Consider the following 19,566-nt stretch of genomic DNA (forward strand, 5'->3'; position numbering starts at 1 on the left):
GGGGCCATGCGTAGGGTCACGCGAATTACTGCTCGCTGTCCATCGGCCTGGAGGGGGTGTCGGGGCCGTTCGAGGAGCGGTTGGGCAACCCCTCACTGGTGACGAAGTAGAAGATCGGCAGGGTGACGAACACCAGCAGCGCGATGGCCGGGGAGACCACCACACCGGCCACTCCGGCCAGGAGATAGGCCACCGCACCGGCCCAGGAACGGAGTCGGCCGTGCGTGACGTACGTCGGTTCGACGGCCGGGTCCAGCAGCTCCGGATGGCGGTGCAAGTGGCTGTAGAGCACGATCCAACTCCCGCACATCGCCGCGGCGATGCCCGCGTACAGGGCGACGGCAACGCGGGCGTCGGAGCCGGAGAGGCTGCTCTGCAGCGCCGCCGACACCACTGCCGTGGGGAACGCGAGCGCTGCCGTGGTGAGGAGCAGGAGGAGGTTGGCGGCGTGCAGCCCGCGGTCCATCGCGCGGATCCGGACGAAGGCCTGATGGTGGTTCAGCCAGATCACCGCCACGTAGCTGAAGGAGGCGAGATAGCCGAGGTAGGACGGCCACTGGAGCAGCAGCGCCCGCCCCAGCCCGCCCGGCCGGTGCGCGGGGTTCGCGAGCCCGAGGACCAGGATGGTCACCGCGATGGCGAACACGCCGTCGCTGAACGCCTCCGCACGGGCGGTCTCGGATCGCGTGAACCGGTGCGGGTGGCCGTGGTTGTCGGACATGTCGATCTCCCCATCGCACCGCGACCTCGTGCTCGCACCAGGCACTCTCCTGGTGAAGAACCGTAGCGGGTCACCAGCGATGGACAGGACCACGAAGCCGGGGACTGTCAGACCCAGGGCCGGGGGGGGAGCCGGGGCGGTGCATCGAGCGGCGCCCATCTGTCAGATGACCAGTCTTCCTTGGCGGCCACGAGCCGACGGCCCGTCGGGAATCGGCTGCAGGGACCATGGAACTGCGGACGAATCCGCAGGTCAGCTGGCATGTGATGCGGCGCCGGGTGCCTTCGCCGCGCGCGCCGGCGCGCTTTCCCCGAGCCGTCCTCCATCTGTCGAAGACTTGGCTGCGCAGTTTCTCGCCTTGTTGAATGGCGCCGGGAGGACTTGATCATGACGAAGTGGATTCAGCGTGCCCCTGGTGCCAGTCAGGCGCTCCAGTCCCTGGTGGACGACCTCGCCGAGGAACTGGGTCGGTCCGTCGTCCTCGACGATCCCCTGATCCGACTCATCTGCTCCAGCCGCCACTTCGGCGACGAGGACCCGGTGCGCATCCGTGGCCTGTTGCAGGGAATGGCGGACGCCGAAATCATCCGTTACGTGCTGTCCCAAGGCGTTGCCCAGTGGGTCAGGGCGGACTACCTCCAGGGCAGGGACGACCTCGGCCTGCTGCCGCGGTACTGCGTGCCGCTCCGCGAAAAGGGCCATCTGCTGGGCATCCTCATGGTCGTCGCCCCGGACAAGGCCCTGACGTCGGCCGAGACCGAGGCCATCGCTCAGGCCGGTCACGCCGTGGCCGCGCAGATGTACGCCGAGCGCCTCGCCTCGGACGCCGACGAGGCGCACCGGCAGTTCCTGGTCCGTCAACTCGTGGGCCCGGACGGCAGCGCCCGCGAGGCGGCGCGCCAGCGCTGCCTGGAGGACGGCATGCTGCCCGACGCGCCGCACGCCTTGGTGACGAGCGTGGTCGTAGCAGGGCGCCACGTCGCCACCGGCGAGGTCGAGATCGCCCTACGGGGTTCGCTGGAGGCGTTGTTGAGGACCCGGACCGCCCGCGGAGCGCTGGCGATCGAGCAGGATCGGGCCGTCCTTGTGCAGGCGTTCGAGCAGGAGCCGACCGCTGAGGACCGCGCCGCCCAGTCGCGGCGCATCGCCCGCTCGATGGCCACGTTCCTGGATCCGAGCTGGACCACGGTCGTCGGTGTGGGCGGCCGCCAGGACGGGTTGGGGGACGCGTGGATCTCCTTCGACCAGGCGCGGGTCGCGGCGCGCGCCGCCCGGCGACTGCCGCAGTTGATGGGTGTGGGTGACTGGGACGAGCTGGGGGAGTACGCCGTGCTCCTGCAGTTGCCCTCGAGCGCGCTCGGCGAGTCCCTGGTGCCGAAGGCACTTCGACGCCTCCTCGACAGTCACGGCACCCCGCGGCTGGAGGAGACCCTGCGCTGCTTCCTGGAGAACGCAGGCTCGGTGCCCAGGACGGCGGAGACCCTTCAGATCCACCGCACCTCCCTCTACTACCGGCTGCGGCAGATCCAGGAGATCACGGGTCTGGACCTGGACAACGGAGCACACCGGCTCGTGCTCCACATGGGGCTGCGGCTCTGGGACCTGCTGGAGGCACCGGAGTTGACGGCCTCCCGCTGACGGGGGGCCTGCCGCGGACCGGCCCTCGGCCGTATCGCGGCGGTTGCTACAGAGCGATGAAGTCCGCGCGCGCAATCCCTACGTCGGTCGGTGGTGATCCCGTCCGGTCCGCACCCAGAATGTTCTACGCGGGGGAGCGAATCACCCGCGACAACCCCTGCTGGACCGCGCCGGAAATTGACCTCGGCTACCGGTATGCGGGACAAGGGAAATGAGAAGGATCATCATGCAGGAGCTGACAACTGACGACGGAGTGCGCCTTTCCGTTCGCGACAGCGGCGGCCCGGGAGTTCCGCTGGTCATGCTCCATGGCTGGGGCCAGACCCAGGAGATGTTCCGTCACCAGTTCCAAGGGCTGGCCGCCTCACGCCGGGTGATCACGGTGGACCTCCGCGGCCACGGTCGGTCGGACAAGCCGCACCACGGCTACCGCATCGCACGCCTCTCCCAGGACGTGCTCGGTCTGGTCGATCGCCTCGGCCTGCGGTCCTTCGATGCCCTGGGCTGGTCCACGGGCGCGTCCGTCTGGTGGAGCTTCATCGACCAGTACGGGACGGACCGCATCCGTCGCCTGGTCCTGGTGGACCAGCCGGCGGCCGTCGCAGCGGTCCCCTGGATGACGGACGCCGAGCAGCACGAGTCCGGGGCCCTCTTCGACGTGGCAGGCCTCCTGGACCTGGGCGCCGCGCTCGCGGGGCCGGACGGGGAGCAGGCCCGTCAGGACTTCGTGCGCTCGATGTTCAGCGGCGACACCGACCCGGAGGTGCTCGCGTTCGTGGCCGAGCAGATCAGGGCCACACCCGCGTTCGCGGCCGTCCCGCTGCTCTTCGACCACTGCGCCCAGGACTGGCGTGACGTCCTGCCCAGGATCGACGTGCCGAGCCTGGTGCTCGGTTGCGACGGGAGCCACGTGGATCCGGACTCCCAGCGTTACGTGGCGGAACGGATCCCCGGGGCGCAGCTCCACGTGTTCCCCCGCGAGGTCGCGAGTTCGCACTTCCCGTTCCTGGAGAATCCCGGCGCGTTCAACGCCGTCGTGGAGAAGTTCCTCTCCTGAGGAATCCTGAGGAAGCCTGAGGCGGCCTGACGCCGCCGGCGGACTTTTCTTCCCGCCCACACCCAAGTGCACACGAACCATGAGTCGGTTGGAGTTTCCGTGATCCAGTCGGGCGCCACAGCCTTGCCGAAAACAGAATCGCACGAGATCGGGGACGTACGCGCCGACGAGGGACGCGGGTGCATCGACGTGCTTCCCCAGCCTCCGGGCGTCGACCCGAGGGACTGCATCTACGTAGGGGTGTACCGGCACGGTACGGCCTCCTACCACCGGAGCGGCATCGAAGTGCTGCTGGAGCCCGGGGACCTGTTGATCGCCGCCAAGCCCCACGTGGCGAACGTGTTGCGGGACCGGTCCGGTGAGATCACCTTCTTCCGTATCCCCTGCTTCTACCTGGGCGGCGTCACCTGGGCGGAGGTGCGGCGGGCCGGCGGGTTGATGGCCCGCGGGGGCGAAGGCATCGGCTCGCTGCTCTCCCAGTTCCTGCTGACGCTCGCGGCCCAGCCCCGGGCCCAGCGCGCGGTGACGGGCAGTCATCTCGCCCGCAGCGTCGCGGATCTCGCCGCACTGCTGGTGATGGACCTCCTCGAGCAGGAGAACCCGACGCACCCGACCGCCGCCGCCGAGTTGCTCGCACGGATCCGCTCCCACATCGAGGAGAACCTCATGGATCCGAGTCTCTCGCCCGAGTCGATCGCTCGCGCGCACTTCATCTCGGTGCGCTACCTGCACAAGCTCTTCAAGCAGGAGGGGGTGACGGTGGGCCACTGGGTGCGCCGGCGGCGTCTGGAGGCGTGCCGACGGGAACTCGGGAGGTCCTTCCACCGGCGCAGTTCCGTCGCCGCCGTCGCCCAGCGCTGGGGCTTCGTCAGCGCCTCGCACTTCAGCCGGGTCTTCCGCGACACGTTCGGCGTCTCCCCGAGCGAATGGCAGGCCCACGCCGAGACCCTCGACAACCCGAGCGTTGTCCAGGCGTCCGGGCATCCGAACTGAACCGCGGTCCCGCCGACACCCAGCCCGAAAGGCCGCCCCTCCATGAACACCTCCGGACCCACCGTCTCCAGACCCACCGTCGTGCTCGTCCACGGCGAGTTCTCCGACGCGACCTGCTGGTTCGGGGTCATCGCGGAACTGCACCGACGTGACGTCGCCGTCGTCGCGGCCGCCAACCCGTTGCGCGGGCTCGCTCACGACGCCGAGTACCTCGTCTCCCTCCTCTCCGGCATCGACGGTCCCGTCGTTCTCGTCGGCCATTCCTACGGAGGGGCTCTGATCACCGACGTCGGGTCCGCCGCCAACGTGCTGGGCCTGGTCTACGTGGCCGCCTACCTTCCGGACGTGGGGGAGAGCTTCGAGAAGATCGGTAAGCTCTTCGCCCCCTCGCCGATCCGCGCTCACCTGCGGCGCTCGTCGGTCGCGGCGCCCGACACGGACCGCGTCACCGAGCTGACCATTCGCCGGGACGCGTTCCCGGCGCTGTTCGCCGGGGATCTGGATCCGGAACTAGCGGGCGTGCTCGCCACGGTCCAGCGGCCCATCACAGAGCGCACGCTCACGGAAGCGGTCTCCACGGCGGCGTGGCGCACCAAGCCGTCCTGGGCCCTGGTCACCGGCGCGGACCAGACACTGCTCCCGGAGATCCAGCGATTCACCGCGCAGCGCGCGGGCGCCGTCACGGTCGAGGCGCCCGGCGCCTCCCACGCGGTGACCGTGTCCCGTCCGTCCATGGTCGCGGAGCTGATCCTGGAAGTCACCCGGACACCGAGCTCTGGTTGAGTCGACGCTAGGGCCTGCTTTAGAACTCCCGCCGGGCCCGGCCCGCCTGGCACGGCCATCTGCTGCGTTGTCGCATCGCCCAAGTACGGCCCAGTACGAGGGCGATCCTCCGCCTTGCAGCTGACCGCGCCAGACGGGCCGGGCTGATCCGACGCGAGTTCTAAAGCAGGCCCTAGGTCGGCTCGGGCTGTGCACTCCTGGGTTCAGCGCCGTGCGCGGACGGTCAACCACCCGGAGTGCGGGCGGTGAGAATCCGCAGCATGCTGGACGGGGCGGTCGGCCGGTGCCGAGTCCCGCCGTCGTGCCTGTTCGACGCCGAGGGAGATCAGAATGTCCGACGACCACACGCCCGTTTCTCCGGTCCTGGAGCCCGAGGCGCAGGAGTTCGCGAGGGCGACGGCGAACCCGCCGTACCTGTTCGATCTAGGTCCGGCCGAGGGCCGCAAGGCGGTGGACGAGGTCCAGTCCGGCGAGATCGCCAAGCCGGCGGTCGACGAGGAGTGGATCACCGTGGACGGCGGCCCGACCGGCTCCGTCAAGGTCCGCATCGTCAAGCCCGCAGGCGCCACCGGCACCCTGCCCGTCATCGTCTACATCCACGGCGCGGGCTGGGTGTTCGGCAACGCGCACACCCACGACCGCCTGGTCCGCGAGCTGGCCGTCGGCGCGAACGCCGCTGTGGTCTTCCCCGAGTACGACCTCTCGCCGGAGGCGACCTACCCGGTCGCGATCGAGCAGAACCACACGGTCGCCCGCTGGGTCGTCAGCGACGGTGAGAGCAAGGGCCTGGACGCCACCCGCATCGCGGTGGCCGGTGACAGCGTCGGCGGCAACATGGCCGCGGCGCTCACTCTGATGGCGAAGGAGCAGGGGGACGTCCCGCTGGCGGCCCAGGTGCTGTTCTACCCCGTCACCGATGCCAGCTTCGACACGCCGTCCTACCACCAGTTCGCGGAGGGCTACTTCCTGCGCCGCGACGCCATGCAGTGGTTCTGGGACCAGTACACCACGGTCGAATCCGAGCGCGCGCAGATCACCGCGTCGCCGCTGCGTGCCACCCTCGACCAGCTCGCGGACCTGCCGCCCGCGCTCGTCATCACCGGCGAGGCCGACGTCCTGCGCGACGAGGGCGAGGCCTACGCCAACAAGCTCCGCCAGGCCGGCGTGCCCGTCACCGCCGTCCGCTTCCAGGGCATCATCCACGACTTCGTCATGCTCAACGCCCTGCGCCCCACCCACGCCGCCCAGGCCGCCATCACCCAGGCCGTCACCTTCCTCCGCAGCGCCCTCAACTCGGCGAGCTGAGGGCCAAGTCGGCGCTGGGGTCGGTTCGACAGCAGGACATCGCATCTCCAGCGGGAGGCGCCCGGTCGACCTGGGCACCTCCCGCTTCGGCGTGCCGTCGAAGCGGCGCGGGGCGACGCGCCGGGCCGGAGCGTGTGCCCCTGTGCGCCGGCGGGAGAGGATGTGCGCCCTCTCGGGACAGTCGGGTCGCCACGGCCGTGTGAGGCTCGACCTGCTGGATCCCGCCGGTCCTTAGAACGCAGTCCCAGGAGTCGCGATGCGCGACGGATTGCTGCTCGGGCCGGTCGCCGGCGTTCCCCTTTGGCCCCTCTCTCCCTGAGGACGTACCGCGATGTCCGCGATGAATCGACTGACCCGACGTAACAAGATCCTGCTCGCCGTGAGCGCCCCGCTGGTGGCCGGGCTCGTGGTGGGCGGCACCTCTCTCGGGGCGGCCGCCGCGCCCTCCGGCGCGACGGGTGCGCCGGTCGTGCTGGAGCGTGACGCGCAGGCGTTCGCTGACGCGGCCGCGAAGAACCCGCCCATCTACACCCTGTCCTACGCGAACGCCCGCAAGGCGCTGGACCAGGTGCAGTCCGGCCCGGTTCCGCTCCTTCCGGCCGACATCAGCCACCGCACCCTTCCCGTCGGTCCGACCGGCAAGGTCACCATCCGGATCGTCCGCCCTGAGGGCGCGCACGGCAAGCTCCCGGTGGTCATGTACTTCCACGGGGGCGGCTGGGTCCTCGGGGACGAGGGGACGCACGACCGCCTCGTCCGCGAGCTCGCCTACGGCGCTCACGCCGCCGTGGTCTTCGTCGACTACACGCCGTCGCCCGAGGCGCACTTCCCGGTGCCGATCGAGCAGGCGTACGCGGCCACCAAGTGGGTTGCGGCCCATGGCGACGAGATCGGCGTGGACGGCTCCCGGATCGCCCTCGCCGGCGACAGCGTCGGCGGCAACATGACCGCTGCCGTCACGCTCCAGGACAAGGAGCAGCACGGCCCGAAGCTGCTCGGCCAGGTGCTGTTCTACCCGGTCACCAACGCCGCCTTCGACGACGCGTCCTACCTGCAGTTCGCCGACGGCCCCTGGCTCACCCGCAAGTCGATGATGTGGTTCTGGAACGCGTACGCCCCGAACGTGGCGGACCGGAGCAACATCCTGGCCTCGCCGCTGCGCGCCAGTCTCGACCAGCTGAAGGGCCTCCCCAAGGCGCTGGTCATCACGGACGAGGCGGACGTGCTCCGTGACGAGGGCGAGGCCTACGCGGCTAAGCTCCGCGCCGCCGGTGACGATGTCACCGCTGTCCGCTACGAAGGTGTCTTCCACGACTTCGTGATGCTGAACGCGCTCCGCAACACCAACGCCGACCAGGCCGCGGTGGCACAGGCATCGGCCTTCCTCTTCACCGCCCTGCACTCCTGAGTCAGTGTCAGGCCGAGCGCGTCGAGCGCTCGGCCTGACGCCGAGAAGCAGCCACCCGCGCTGCCGGCGAAGACCCCCTGCGCTGTCCGTGAAGAAGGCGTGCGCCGGGAGGACAGGAGCGGGACGTTCCGGTGGCTACCGTCGCCGGGTCTGAACTCCGTTCCACCTCACCCGTCTGGAAGGCCTCCCATGCAATTCGGCATCTTCACTGTGGGTGATGTCACCACCGATCCGACGACCGGCCACACGGTCTCCGAACACGAGCGGATCAAGGCGATGACCGCCATCGCGCTCAAGGCCGAGGAAGTGGGCCTGGACGTGTTCGCGACCGGTGAGCACCACAACCCGCCGTTCGTGCCGTCCTCGCCGACGACCATGCTGGGCTGGATCGCGGCGCGCACCGAGCGGATCATCCTCTCCACCTCGACCACGCTGATCACCACCAACGACCCGGTGAAGATCGCCGAGGACTTCGCGATGCTCCAGCACCTGGCCGACGGCCGGGTGGACGTGATGTTGGGCCGCGGCAACACCGGCCCGGTCTACCCGTGGTTCGGCCAGGACATCCGCGACGGCATTCCGCTTGCGGTCAGCAACTACGCGCTGCTGCACCAGCTGTGGCGGGACGAGGTGGTGGACTGGGAGGGAAAGTTCCGGACCCCGCTGCAGTCCTTCACCTCCACCCCGCGCCCGCTCGACGACGTGCCGCCCTTCGTCTGGCACGGCTCGATCCGCTCGCCCGAGATCGCCGAGCAGGCCGCCTACTACGGCGACGGGTTCTTCCACAACAACATCTTCTGGCCCTTGGAGCACACCCGCCGTATGGTGCGGCTCTACCGTCGCCGCTTCGCGCACCACGGCCACGGCACGGAGGAGCAGGCCATCGTCGGCCTGGGGGGACAGGTGTTCATGCGCGCCAACTCCCAGGACGCGGTGCGGGAGTTCCGGCCCTACTTCGACAACGCCCCGGTGTACGGCCACGGCCCGTCCATGGAGGAGTTCACCGAGGAGACTCCGCTCACTGTCGGCAGCCCGCAACAGGTCATCGAGCGCACGCTGACGTTCCGCGAGCACGTCGGCGACTACCAGCGTCAGCTCTTCCTGATGGATCACGCCGGCCTGCCGCTGAAGACCGTGCTGGAGCAGCTCGACCTGCTCGGTGAGGAGGTGGTTCCGGTGCTGCGCAAGGAGTTCGCCGTCGGCCGGCCTGCCGGCGTTCCCGACGCGCCCACGCACGCGTCCCTGCTCGCCGAGCGGGAGGCGCGGAGCGCCGCGCAGTCCGCGGACACCGCCACCGCCGTCCCGACCGCCGTCCCCACCGCCGCCGACGGCGCCTGATCACGGATATCCGGAGAAGTCGTGAGACCACTCAATCTTGTCACCGTGACGGCCGGGCTGAGCGTGCCCTCGTCCACCCGGCTGCTCGCCGACCGGCTCACCGGCTCGGCCACCCGCCAGCTGACCGCGCGGCAGCTCGCGTTCCGCGACGAGGTCGTGGAGCTGCGCGAGCACGCCACGGCCGTCGCCGAGCACCTGGTCACCGGGTTCCCCGGCCCGGCCCTCGGGGAGGCACTCGCGGCGGTGGCCGCGGCCGACGGTCTGATCGTCGTGACGCCGGTCTTCGCCGCGTCCTACAGCGGCCTGTTCAAGAGCTTCTTCGACGTGCTCGAGCCCGATTCGCTCCGGGCCACGCCGGTACTGATCGCCGCCACCGGCGGCACTCCCCGGCACTCGTTGGTCCTGGAGCACGCGCTGCGCCCGCTGTTCGCCTACCTCGGCGCGATCGTGGTGCCGACCGCCGTCTACGCGGCCACGTCCGACTGGGGTGCCGCGGGCGAGGCCGGGAGCGAGGAGTTGGCCCGTCGGTTCGACCGGGCCGGCCGAGAGCTCGTCGACCTGATGGGCACGCACGGCGCGGCGGAGCGGCCCGCCGACCCGTACGAGGAGCCGGTCCCTTTCGAGCAGCAACTCGCCGCAGTGCGCGGCGGTAGCTAGGGCCAGAGCTTAGGCCATGTCCGGCGACGAGGCTGTGCTGAGCGTCGCGTTGCGCCATTCCCGTGGCGACATGCCGTACGCGGCTCGGAAGGCCCGGCTGAAGTGCGCGGGGTTGACGAAACCCCAACGCTGGGCGACCGAGGACACGGTCGGGCTGGTCCGGCCCCGGGGCGCGAGCTCGCGGCTGCACTCCTCCAGCCGACGCTGCTGGATCCACCGGCTGATCGAGGTTCCCTCACTCTCGAAGAGCTTGTGCAGGTAGCGCACGGAGATGTGATGGTGGGTCGCGATCGTCTGGGGGGAGAGGTCGGGATCCGCCAGGTTCTGGTTGACGTAGTCGTGCACGCGCAGCGCCATCGCGCCCGCGGCACCGCCTCGGTCGGCCGGCTCGTGCCGGGCGACCTGCTCGCTGATCAGTGTGGTCAGCAGGTCGCGGACGGTGCCCGCGAGTTGTTCGCCCACGCTGGGGCTGCACCGCGCGGCGGTGGCGGCCAGCGCCGTCAGGAAGGGCGTGACGATGCCCGCCATGACCTCCTCCGGGGCCAGCGTCGTGGCGGTGATGCGGTGGGACACCGTCTCGGGTACGGCCAGGACGCGATGCGGCACTTGGAAGAGGTGCATGTGGAAGGGCTCGGGCTGTTCGAGCGTGTAGGGACGGGTGGTGTCGTAGACCACCAGTGCTCCCGGGTCCAGCGTGGCGGTGCGTCCGTCCTGGGCCAGCGCGCCGCGTCCGGACGTCTGCAGGCCGACGGTCACGAACTCCCCGCCTGCCTGGGAGGTGTGACGGCGGGTCCTGCTCATGCGCTGCGCGTCCGCCTCGATGGTGGAGACCCGGAGGTAGCCCAGGCGACGGGAGGTGATCCGGCCGGTGAGTGGTTCCGGTCTGCGGGGCGTGACCGCCTGGGGGACGAGGACGCGGTTGAGGGCCTTGTTCCAGTAGTCGAGCTTGTCGTCGTCCGGCACGCAAGCCGTGGTCAGTGCGACATCCATGTGAATTCCCCTGAATACGGGCAGGTGTTTCTTGGAACACCGTGTCACCGGGGCCGAATCCACACATCGCGTGAACCCGCTAGATCATGTCTACCTGAGGGAACCGCTGGTGGCGCCGGCGGTGACGTGGCGCTGGGCGACGAGGAGCAGGACGGCCGCCGGGACGGACGCCAGGACGGCGGTGGCCATGACGGCGTTCCAGTGGTCCGTCTGGGCGCCGAGGTACTGGTAGATGCCCAGGGTGACCGGCTGCACGGTCCCGGTCGTGGTCAGCGTGAGGGCGAAGAGGAAGTCGCTCCAGGTGAAGAGAAACGTGAAGAGGGCGGCGGTGACCAAGGCGTTCGCGCTCATCGGGAGCACCACGGCGCGGAAGACGCGCAGCCTCCCGGCGCCGTCCACGCGCGCGGCCTCGACGATCTCCCGGGGAATGCTCAGCATGAACGAACGCATGACGATGATGGCGAAGGGGACCCCGGCCGTGGAGTCGGCGAACACCAGCCCGGCGTAGGAGTTGAGGAGCCCGAGGTCGTTGTAGACGCTGTAGAGCGCGTTGGCCACGACGATGCTCGGCACCATCTGCGTGAGCAGGACACCGAAAAGCACGAGGTTGACTCCGCGGATGCGGAACTGGGCGAGTGCGTACGCCGCCGGGGCGGCGAGCCCGAGGCTGAGCACGACGCTGCCGAGGGCCACGACGAGGCTGGTGACGAGGTTGCGTCCCTGGTCGCGCAGCGCGGTGAGGTAGCCGCTGAAGTCCGGATGGGAGGGGAACCAGCCTCCCTGCAGGGTGTTGCCCGCCGGCTGGAGTGAGGCGTTCACCATCCAGTAGACGGGAAAGAGCATCAGCGCGAGCAGGAGGATCCCGACGATCGTGGATATCCGGCCACGGCTTGACGAGCGCTTCACGGGGTCTCCTCCGAGGCGTTCCGGGCGCGACGGCCGGCGCGCAGGTAGAGGACGGCGAACGCGAGCGAGATGACGACGAGCACGTTGCTCATCGCGGCACCGCGCCCGAATTCGAACTGCTGGAAGGAGAGTTCGTAGGACCGGGTGGCGAGGGTCTCCGTGGCGCCGGCCGGCCCGCCGCCGGTGACGACCAGGATGATGTCCAGCACCTTGACCGTGTAGACCGCGCCCAGCACCAGTACCACCCTCACCACGGGCCGCAGCAGGGGCCAGGTGATCCAGCGGAACGTCGTCACCGGGCCGGCGCCGTCCAGCTTCGCCACCTCGTACAGATGCGTCGGGATGTCCTGCAGACCGCCGTACAGGATCGTGGTGTTGAAGGGGATTCCGATCCAGATGTTGATCAGCGTCACGGACAGGAGCGCCTGCCAGGTCCCGGTGAGCCAGGGGACGCCGGACGGCACGAGGTGCAGGCCGCGCAGCACCTGGTTGACCACTCCGGTGTCGCTGTCGAGCATCCACTTCCACGTGGTCCCCGAGGCGACCAGCGGCAGCAGCCACGGAAGCAGCAGCAGCGACCGCAGGAGGCGGCCGAGCGGGAAGTTGCGCCGGAAGAACAGCGCGAGGGCCAGGCCGACCACGAACTGCCCGACGATCGACCCGACGGTGAACAGGACCGTGGTGAGCAACGCCTGGGAGAACACGTCCGAGGAAAGGACCCTCGCGTAGTTCTGCAGTCCCACGAACGGTGCGGCACCGGTGTAGAACGTCGTGATCGAGTACTGCTGGAAGCTCATCACGATGTTCTTGACGATCGGGTAGCCGAAGAACAGCAGCAGGTAGACCCCAGCGGGCGCGATGAACATCCACTGGGCGAGGCGCTCCCGCCGACGCGGGCTCATGCCGAGGGTGGGGGAGGGGTCAGGAACCCATCGCGGTCTGCTGCGCATGCTTGAGTGCTTCCTCCGGCGTCTGCTCGCCGGTCAACGCGGACTGGATCGCGGTGTATATGCCGGTCGCGGCCAACGGCCACCTGACGCCGAGTTCGCCGGTACGGGCACGGGCCGCTGCGACGCCCTGCACGAAGGACGCCATCGACGGGACCTGCTCCGCGTACGCGGCGGCCACGGCGGAGCGGGAGGGCACGGTGAAATGCTCCCTCGCCAGGGTGAGCATGCTGGTGGAGTCGTTGACGCAGGCGAGGACTTGGGCGGCCTTCTCCTGCCGGGCCGCGGAGGTGCTTCGCGGGACCGTCCAGACCTCGCCGCCGAGCGGGGTCACGGAGACCTGTCCCGGGCGGCGGACGGGGATCGGGGCCACCCCCCAGTGCAGGTTCTTCGCCTGGTTCAGGGCGGGGATCTGCCAAGGGCCGTTGACCATCATGGCGGTCCGGCCGGCGAGGAACTGATCGTTCACGTCGGACTGGTTCCAGTCCAGCACCGACTTCGACATGGATCCGCTCTTCACCAGGTCGACCCAGAGCTGGAGTGCCTGCGCGGCCTGCGGGGTGTCCAACTGCCTCTCGTCCCCGCCGTTCGACCACAGGAAGGGCAGGAACTGCCAGGCGCCCTCGAAGGTGGCGTTCGCGTCGACGGCCATGCCGTAGCGCCCCGGACGGGTCAGCTGGGCCGCTGCCGCCTTCAGCTGCTCCCAGGTCCTCGGCACGGCGACGCCGGCGCCGGAGAGCATGTCCTTGTTGTAGAAGAGGGCGATCGTGTTGACCTCAGGCGCCAGTCCGTACAGCTTGCCCTGGTAGGTGCTCGCCGACAGGATCCCCTTGCCGATGCCGCCCGGGTCGATTCCGTACTGGTCCAGCGGGGTGAGCGCGCCGGTCTGCGCGATCTGCTGCAGGTCGGGGTTGTCCAGCATGAGCAGATCGGGAAGGGTCCTCGACGACGCCTGCTGAAGGACCTTGGGGATCAGCGACGGCCCGGGGACGCTGGTCTGCTCGACCTGCACGCCGACGGCCTTGCCGCAGGAGCTGAGCAGCTCGCTCCACTGGGTGTGCTGCGGTTCGTCGGTGTAGTAGTCGAGCGCGGTGATGGAGGTGACCTGGCCGGTCGCGGACCCGGACCCGGACCCGCTGACGATTCCGGCACCGCACCCGGTCGCAGTCAGGAGCAGGGTGACGACCCCGGCCCCGATGCGGGTCCGGATCCGCGGCCGGGTCGTCGGTCTGGCAGATGAGGTCATGATGGCGCCTTACCGGAGTCGTGGGTGGGCCGGAAGTCGGCACGGGTTCCTGGGGTACGGGCAAGACCGTACTGCTGGTGCGCGGCGGAGATTGATGCTGCTCAGTCCTCGGGCAAGGCCATGACCAGGTTGGCGAGCTGAACCCGGGAGTTGATCGACAACTTGCGGAACACGGACGTGACGTGAGTGTTGACCGTGTGCGGCGAGACGATGAGCAGGTCCGCGACCGACCGGTTGGTGCGGCCCTCGGCGATGAGGCGCGCGACCTTCTTCTCCGAGACGGTGAGGGCTCCCCATCCGTGGACCGGGCGCTGCGCCGTCGCCACCCGGTGACCTCCGGCCCCGGCACGGTCCAGATCGTGCTGGAGGAGTGCCGCCGCCGCGTGGGCGCCCGTCTCGGTGAACACGCGTCGGGCATCAGCGAGGGCGGCCACTCCGTCGGTCGTGCGGCCCGCGGCGAGGAGCGCCTGTCCAAGATCGGCGGCGGCCGCCGCCCGGACCAGCGGGCGAGGGCTTGCCTGAAGCAGTGTCACGGAGCGTTCCAGCGTGTCGAGATCGTCCGACACGAGCCCCGAGGCCTGCGCCGCGATGCCCACGGCGGTGGGCACCGCCGGGTTGCTCGCGGCATACCGTCCGGCCTGGGCTGCCAGGTCCTCGGCCAGCTCGCGGTCCGCGCCGCGCAGGGCCATGCGTATCGCGGAGTCGATCTGGTTGCGCAACAGCCGCCAGCGCATGAAGAAGCCCTCCTGCTGCACCTGACGGATCCTCTCGACGGCAAGCGCGAGGTCACCGTCGGCCTCGGCGTGAACCGCTTCCAGGAAGCGCACCGCGGCCGTGTTGCCCGGGTTGGGTTTGACCGCCAGTCTTCTCCGAGCCGTGGCCAGGTGCTGCCGAGCCGCTTCACCGTCGCCGCGCAGCAGCGCGATCTGTGAACGGATCACCGCCGTGTTCACCTGCTGGACCGGGACCTGTACGTCGTCCTCCAGGCGTTCCATCGTCACGAAATCGGTGTCGGCGTCGGCGAGCCTGCCCAGCGCCAGATGGTGCTGGCCCTGTCCCCACAGCAGCATCGCCTGACGTGGCGCCCCGTCACGGCCCTCCGCCAGCAGCAGCCGCGCGCTGGACGTGAAGTCGTCCATGTGCTGGTGCGCGACGATCTCCTCGGGCAGGAACGCGGAGTCGACCGCACTCAGCGCGGCGAACCGCTTCAGGGCGGCCGCGCTCTCACCGGCGTTGAGCGCGATCTCCCCGAGTCCGCACAGGGCCAGGACCTGCGCCTCCCGGTCACCGCAGGCGACAGCGGCCCGTAGGGCGGCCTCGCCGACCCCGCGTGCCGCAGCAAGATCGTCGTCGCGGGACATCGCCAGCGCACGCAGGGCCGACAGCCTGGCGCCCACCTCCGAGGCGGCGCCGCCGATGGACAGGGCCGTCTCGGCCCGGCGTCGCAACTCACCGGCGAGGTCCATGTTCCACAGCGTCACGCCGAGGGCGGCCTGCAGTCGGCTGAACGCCTCCGTCGGAGGTCGGCCGGCCAGCAGCCGGTCGCCGGTCGACAGCGCCTCTCGATTCCGGCCGGCCCGCGTCAGGGAGACGATCGCCTGCTCACCCACGACGAACCTCAACGGCACGGCTGACGGCACCAGTTCGAGTGCGCGCGTCATCAGGTCGGCCGCGAGACCGGGCGCGACCGGCAGCACCTCGTCAGCGGCCTGCTGAAGCAGCGCCACCGCCTCCTCGTCCCCCGGCGCGGCGCCCCGGAGGATGTGCGGCACCGCGTCGACCGGCTGACGGCCCACCCGGACAAGGTGGTTGGCGGCCTCGCGGTGCAGTGCCATCCGTGCTGACGGCGGGATGTCGTGGTAGACCGCCTGACGCAGCAGGTCGTGCCGGAAGAGCAGGTGATCGCCGTTGTCGTCCAGGAGTCCCGCGCGCACCGCCTCCTCCAGTGCCGCGAGCAGCGCGGTGGACGGTCGGCCGCAGAGCGCGGCGGCATCGTGGAAGCGGAACCTCCGGCCCAGCACCGCCCCCATCTGCAGCAGGCGCAGCGTGGACGGCTGCAGGGATCGCAGTCGGCCGCGCACACCCACCACGAGTCCGGGCGGCACGGTCTCACCCGAGCGCTCGGGGGACCGCAGCCCCGCGAGCATCTCCACCACCAGAAACGGATTCCCTCCGGCTCCGTCGAGCAGGTCCCGTGCCCGCTCGTCGGCCCCTGCACCGAGAGTGTCACTGACCAGTTCGCCGATGGCGGCGTCGGAGAGGGGACCGAGTCGCACAGTGGACGTCGGCAGGGTCTTCGCCGCAGCCGTGAGTACCTCCTGGGCAGGGCCGGCAGGATCCAGGCGTCCAGCCAGCATCCACACGACCGGCAGGGTCCACAGTCGGGTCGGAAGCTGCTTCAGGGCGAACAGGCTCAGCGGGTCGGCCCACTGGACGTCGTCCAGGGCGATCAGCACCGGCATGCTGCCGGCTCTGGCTTCGATCGCCTCCGCTATGCGCTCCACGAGCCAGATCCGCTGATCGTGACTGCGGGCCAGATCGGCGAAGGCGTCGCCGGACAGCAGCGGCTTCTCGCCGTGAAGGATGCAGGCCGCCAACGACGAGAGCGGCACGATGCGATGCAGCTCGTCGGCCTTGCCCAGGCCGACCGAGAAGCCTGCCGCTCTGGCCCTGGTGACGGCCTCGGAGAGCAGCGTCGTCTTGCCGATACCCGGCTCGCCCTGGATCACGGCCAGCCCACCGGATCCGGTGCGGGCCACCGAGGCGATCAGATGCTGGAGCCCTTCGAGCTCCACCTCCCGGCCCCGCAGACCGCAACGGGACAGCGATCTGCCTGACCCCGCCACTTGCACGCCCTTCCTTGTCCGCAGCCGCCGGCCGTGCCTGGGCCTGGGCGGGCGGGTTCATTATGCAAGGAATCGCAGTTCAGGCCGGTATCGGGCGAGTGACTCAAGCCACGTCGCCGACAGCGGAGGGAGCGCCACGGCGTCCGGCCGCCCGACGGCGCCCACTGGTGACCCGGGAGTAAGTCCCGGCGCCGGGACGGGCGTCGCGCTCGGACGACGTTGTCGTCGGCCCAGGCCGGGAGGCCTCACCGTCCATCAGGTGTTCGCCCGGAGTTGGTGTGATCGCCATGTCGGACGCCGCGCTGTGGTCTCCGGCGGGGTAGCCGCGACGGTTCGCGAACTTTGCCAACTCTTTACAGCAGGAGCTGGCGCTGGTTCGTCTCTCCGCCCGATCACCAACGCAGCACGGTCGACCCCTTGAGGGAATCGGCCGTGCCGATGAGAGGGAAACTGTTCATGCGTGCAAGTGTTGTCATCACGTCCGTGGCCCTGGCCTCCGCCGCTGTTCTGGGTGGGGCGGGCTCCGCCTTCGCCGCGTCCTCCGCGACGCCCACCCCCGCGGTGAGCGCGACCCCCACCGCGGCGCCGAGTGCCGCGTCGAGCGGCACTCCCACCGCCGCGCCGAGTGCCGCTCCGTCGCAGGCGGGGGGTTCCGGTGGCGTGGGTGGCGGGGCGACCCCCACGCCCGTGCCCTCGCAGTCCGCCGCCGGCGGCCAGGTCGGCGTGGTGCCCAGCGGTGCGCCGGACACCGGCGTCGCTCCGGTCGCCGGACAGGGCTCCGGGGACACCGCCGTGACCGAGGCGGCAGTCGCCGCAGCGGTGTTGGTCGGCGGTGGCGGCCTGCTGGTCCTGCGCCGCCGCAAGGCCCGGGCCTGAACCGTGTCGACGAGGTACGCAAAGGCGTGGCTGGCCGTGCTGAGCCTCGCGGCCGTGTCGCTGGCCTCCGGATGCGGCGCGGACCCGTCGTCCGCGGTCGGGGCCTCGACGGTCGCGAGCAGCCCTGCTGCTGCGCCGCTGCAAACGCCGGCCGGCGCTCCGGCTGACGGAACGTCTGCGCACGTGCTGGCGCGCTCGACGCCGGTGCGGCTGGAGATTCCCGCCATCGGGGTCGACACGCCCGTGATGCGGTTGGGGCTTGATTCCGACGGGACCGTACAGGTGCCGCCGATCGAAGCGAACGCGCCGGCGGGCTGGTACCAGGGATCGCCCACTCCGGGTCAGCTGGGTCCGTCGGTGATCCTGGCGCATGTGACGGTGGGGCAGTTCGGCAACGGGGTCTTCCTGCACCTGGCCAGGCTCAGGAGCGGCGACCGGGTCACCGTGCGACTCCAGGACGGCGCCTCGGCGGCCTTCACCGTGTACAAGGTGCAGACCGTCAGGAAGGCGGAGTTCCCGACCAGCGAGGTCTACGGGAACGTCGACCGGCCCGAACTGCGTCTGATCACCTGCGGCGGTCCCCGGGACAGCAGCGGACACGGCTACCTCGACAACGTGCTCGTCTTCGCCTCGCTGGACCCCGGACAGTGAGCGGTCGTTAGCAACCGTCAGCCGGTCAGTAAGCCAGTCAGTCAGCCGGTGGGTGGGGTGTGCGGTACCGCGCGCCCCACCCACCGGACCCCTCGCACAGCCCTGGAGAACGTTGAGCAGGTCCAAGGACGCCGAAGCGTCCGAGCTGTTCGCTGCCATCTACCCCAGCCTTGCCGGCTGGTGCCGTCACTTGACGGACGACGAAGGGACTGCCCATGAGATCGCCGCGGAGGCGTTCACCCGCCTCTGGGCCCGCTGGACCAAGGTGGAGGAGCCGCGCGGTTTTCTCTATGTCACGGCCGCGAACCTGGTCCGCGACCACTGGCGGAAACTCGAACGCGAGCGGCGGGCCATGCGTCGGGCGACCACCGAGGCCCTGGTCGGGGCGCAGGGCGAGCACGCCGACGTGTCCGTGCGGCTGCTGGTGCAGTCGCTGCCGGAACGTCTGCGTACCACGGTGCTGCTGTACTACTACGCTGATCTGCCGGTCCGGGAGGTTTCCGCGCTGACAGGGCGTAAGGAAGGAACGATAAGGGCCGATCTGCACGCAGCCAGGGAACTGCTGCGTGCCAAGCTTGGAGGACATCTTGATCGCGCACATTGAGGATCCGGAGGACGAGCGCGACCCCCAGCTGTCCGCGCTGATGCAACCGGACCCGGTGCTGCTGATGCCGCCCCCCGGAACATTCGAGCAGATCCGGCGCGGCGCGGTCTGGCGCAGGCGGCTGCGCGGCGTGGCAGGCGGAGGTCTGGTGCTGGCGGCGGCCGCAGCCGTGGTGACGCCGCTGTTGCTGAGCGGGGCCCCGGCCCGGCAGATCCCGGCCACCCCGATCGCCCCACCCACGGTTCCCGGCCGCAGCGGCACACCTTCGCCGTCTCCGTCGGCTCCGCCCTCGCCGTCGGCGTCCGAATCGGCGGGACCCTCGGCGAGCCCGTCCGCCACGGCGTCCGCCTCGCCTCCCGCGGGCAACGCGGGAAGCGGCGGTGTCGGCGTCGGCGGGACGACCGTTCACCAGACCGCGACGCCGAGTTCTGGCTTCGGCACGTCCGCGGCCGGACCTGGACCGACGACGGTCCCCACACGGAGCCCGAACCCGAACCCGAGCCCCACACCGTTGGCTACGCCGACCTCCGTGCCCAGCTCAGCCCTCGGCTCCGGCCGCTCCTGAGCTCCGGCGCCGGCTGAGGCTCAGCCAGCACCGGC

18 protein-coding genes are annotated in these 19,566 nt (G+C 70.3%); 12 read left to right on the forward strand and 6 right to left on the reverse strand.

Translation table 11 applies throughout. The features are described 5' to 3' along the window. Positions 1-25 precede the first annotated feature (25 nt). Complete coding sequence (locus I2501_RS00205; RefSeq protein WP_196191659.1) at positions 26-721, reverse strand: TMEM175 family protein; 696 nt, start codon at positions 719-721, stop codon at positions 26-28. 387 nt (positions 722-1,108) lie between these two features. On the opposite strand from I2501_RS00205, the gene I2501_RS00210 reads away from it, so the two are divergent. From I2501_RS00210 to I2501_RS00245, 8 genes are all read left to right on the forward strand, one after another. Next, positions 1,109-2,359, forward strand: a complete 1,251-nt coding sequence (locus I2501_RS00210; protein WP_196191660.1) for a PucR family transcriptional regulator — start codon at positions 1,109-1,111, stop codon at positions 2,357-2,359. A gap of 226 nt (positions 2,360-2,585) precedes the next feature. Further along, entirely contained in the window at positions 2,586-3,416 is an 831-nt protein-coding gene (locus I2501_RS00215; protein ID WP_196191661.1) for an alpha/beta fold hydrolase, read from the forward strand. Positions 3,417-3,605: 189 nt separating this feature from the next. Further along, positions 3,606-4,409, forward strand: a complete 804-nt coding sequence (locus I2501_RS40435; RefSeq protein WP_196191662.1) for a helix-turn-helix domain-containing protein — start codon at positions 3,606-3,608, stop codon at positions 4,407-4,409. 42 nt (positions 4,410-4,451) lie between these two features. Continuing rightward, positions 4,452-5,192 carry an alpha/beta fold hydrolase gene (locus I2501_RS00225; RefSeq protein ID WP_196191664.1) on the forward strand — a complete coding sequence of 247 codons (741 nt, stop codon included), beginning with the start codon at positions 4,452-4,454 and terminating at the stop codon, positions 5,190-5,192. 330 nt (positions 5,193-5,522) lie between these two features. Next, entirely contained in the window at positions 5,523-6,497 is a 975-nt protein-coding gene (locus tag I2501_RS00230) for an alpha/beta hydrolase (protein ID WP_196191665.1), read from the forward strand. 331 nt (positions 6,498-6,828) lie between these two features. Beyond that, the gene (locus tag I2501_RS00235) at positions 6,829-7,905 is read left to right on the forward strand and encodes an alpha/beta hydrolase (RefSeq protein ID WP_236045706.1); all 1,077 of its coding nucleotides are present in this window, start codon (positions 6,829-6,831) and stop codon (positions 7,903-7,905) included. Positions 7,906-8,094: 189 nt separating this feature from the next. Next, entirely contained in the window at positions 8,095-9,243 is a 1,149-nt protein-coding gene (locus tag I2501_RS00240) for an LLM class flavin-dependent oxidoreductase (protein WP_196191666.1), read from the forward strand. A 21-nt stretch (positions 9,244-9,264) separates the two neighbouring features. Further along, positions 9,265-9,900 carry a CE1759 family FMN reductase gene (locus tag I2501_RS00245; RefSeq protein WP_196191667.1) on the forward strand — a complete coding sequence of 212 codons (636 nt, stop codon included), beginning with the start codon at positions 9,265-9,267 and terminating at the stop codon, positions 9,898-9,900. Between the two features lie 9 nt (positions 9,901-9,909). Here I2501_RS00245 and I2501_RS00250 read toward each other — a convergent pair whose 3' ends face one another. The 5 genes from I2501_RS00250 to I2501_RS00270 form a co-directional block, all read right to left on the reverse strand. Beyond that, positions 9,910-10,890, reverse strand: a complete 981-nt coding sequence (locus I2501_RS00250; RefSeq protein WP_196191668.1) for an AraC-like ligand-binding domain-containing protein — start codon at positions 10,888-10,890, stop codon at positions 9,910-9,912. 90 nt (positions 10,891-10,980) lie between these two features. After that, the gene (locus I2501_RS00255) at positions 10,981-11,796 is read right to left on the reverse strand and encodes a carbohydrate ABC transporter permease (protein WP_328806125.1); all 816 of its coding nucleotides are present in this window, start codon (positions 11,794-11,796) and stop codon (positions 10,981-10,983) included. After that, positions 11,793-12,746 carry a carbohydrate ABC transporter permease gene (locus tag I2501_RS00260; RefSeq protein ID WP_236045707.1) on the reverse strand — a complete coding sequence of 318 codons (954 nt, stop codon included), beginning with the start codon at positions 12,744-12,746 and terminating at the stop codon, positions 11,793-11,795. The genes I2501_RS00255 and I2501_RS00260 overlap by 4 nt, the downstream gene beginning before the upstream one ends. Then, positions 12,718-13,989, reverse strand: a complete 1,272-nt coding sequence (locus I2501_RS00265) for a sugar ABC transporter substrate-binding protein (protein WP_196191669.1) — start codon at positions 13,987-13,989, stop codon at positions 12,718-12,720. The genes I2501_RS00260 and I2501_RS00265 overlap by 29 nt, the downstream gene beginning before the upstream one ends. 101 nt (positions 13,990-14,090) lie before the next feature. Further along, positions 14,091-16,841: a helix-turn-helix transcriptional regulator gene (locus tag I2501_RS00270; protein WP_328806127.1), complete on the reverse strand. Its 2,751-nt coding sequence runs from the start codon at positions 16,839-16,841 to the stop codon at positions 14,091-14,093. 450 nt (positions 16,842-17,291) lie between these two features. Between I2501_RS00270 and I2501_RS00275 the strand changes: the two genes are divergently transcribed. The 4 genes from I2501_RS00275 to I2501_RS00290 all read left to right on the forward strand — a co-directional run bounded on the left by I2501_RS00275 (position 17,292) and on the right by I2501_RS00290 (position 19,531). Further along, complete coding sequence (locus tag I2501_RS00275) at positions 17,292-17,711, forward strand: LPXTG cell wall anchor domain-containing protein (protein WP_196191673.1); 420 nt, start codon at positions 17,292-17,294, stop codon at positions 17,709-17,711. Between the two features lie 3 nt (positions 17,712-17,714). Further along, positions 17,715-18,362: a class F sortase gene (locus I2501_RS00280; RefSeq protein WP_196191674.1), complete on the forward strand. Its 648-nt coding sequence runs from the start codon at positions 17,715-17,717 to the stop codon at positions 18,360-18,362. Between the two features lie 112 nt (positions 18,363-18,474). Further along, positions 18,475-18,966, forward strand: coding sequence for an RNA polymerase sigma factor (locus I2501_RS00285; protein WP_196191675.1), 492 nt, complete (start codon positions 18,475-18,477; stop codon positions 18,964-18,966). Continuing rightward, positions 18,950-19,531, forward strand: a complete 582-nt coding sequence (locus tag I2501_RS00290; RefSeq protein WP_196191676.1) for a hypothetical protein — start codon at positions 18,950-18,952, stop codon at positions 19,529-19,531. The genes I2501_RS00285 and I2501_RS00290 overlap by 17 nt, the downstream gene beginning before the upstream one ends. Positions 19,532-19,566 lie beyond the last annotated feature (35 nt).

It is taken from the genome of Streptacidiphilus fuscans (genome assembly GCF_015690355.1).
Taxonomy (GTDB): Bacteria; Actinomycetota; Actinomycetes; order Streptomycetales; family Streptomycetaceae; genus Streptacidiphilus; species Streptacidiphilus fuscans.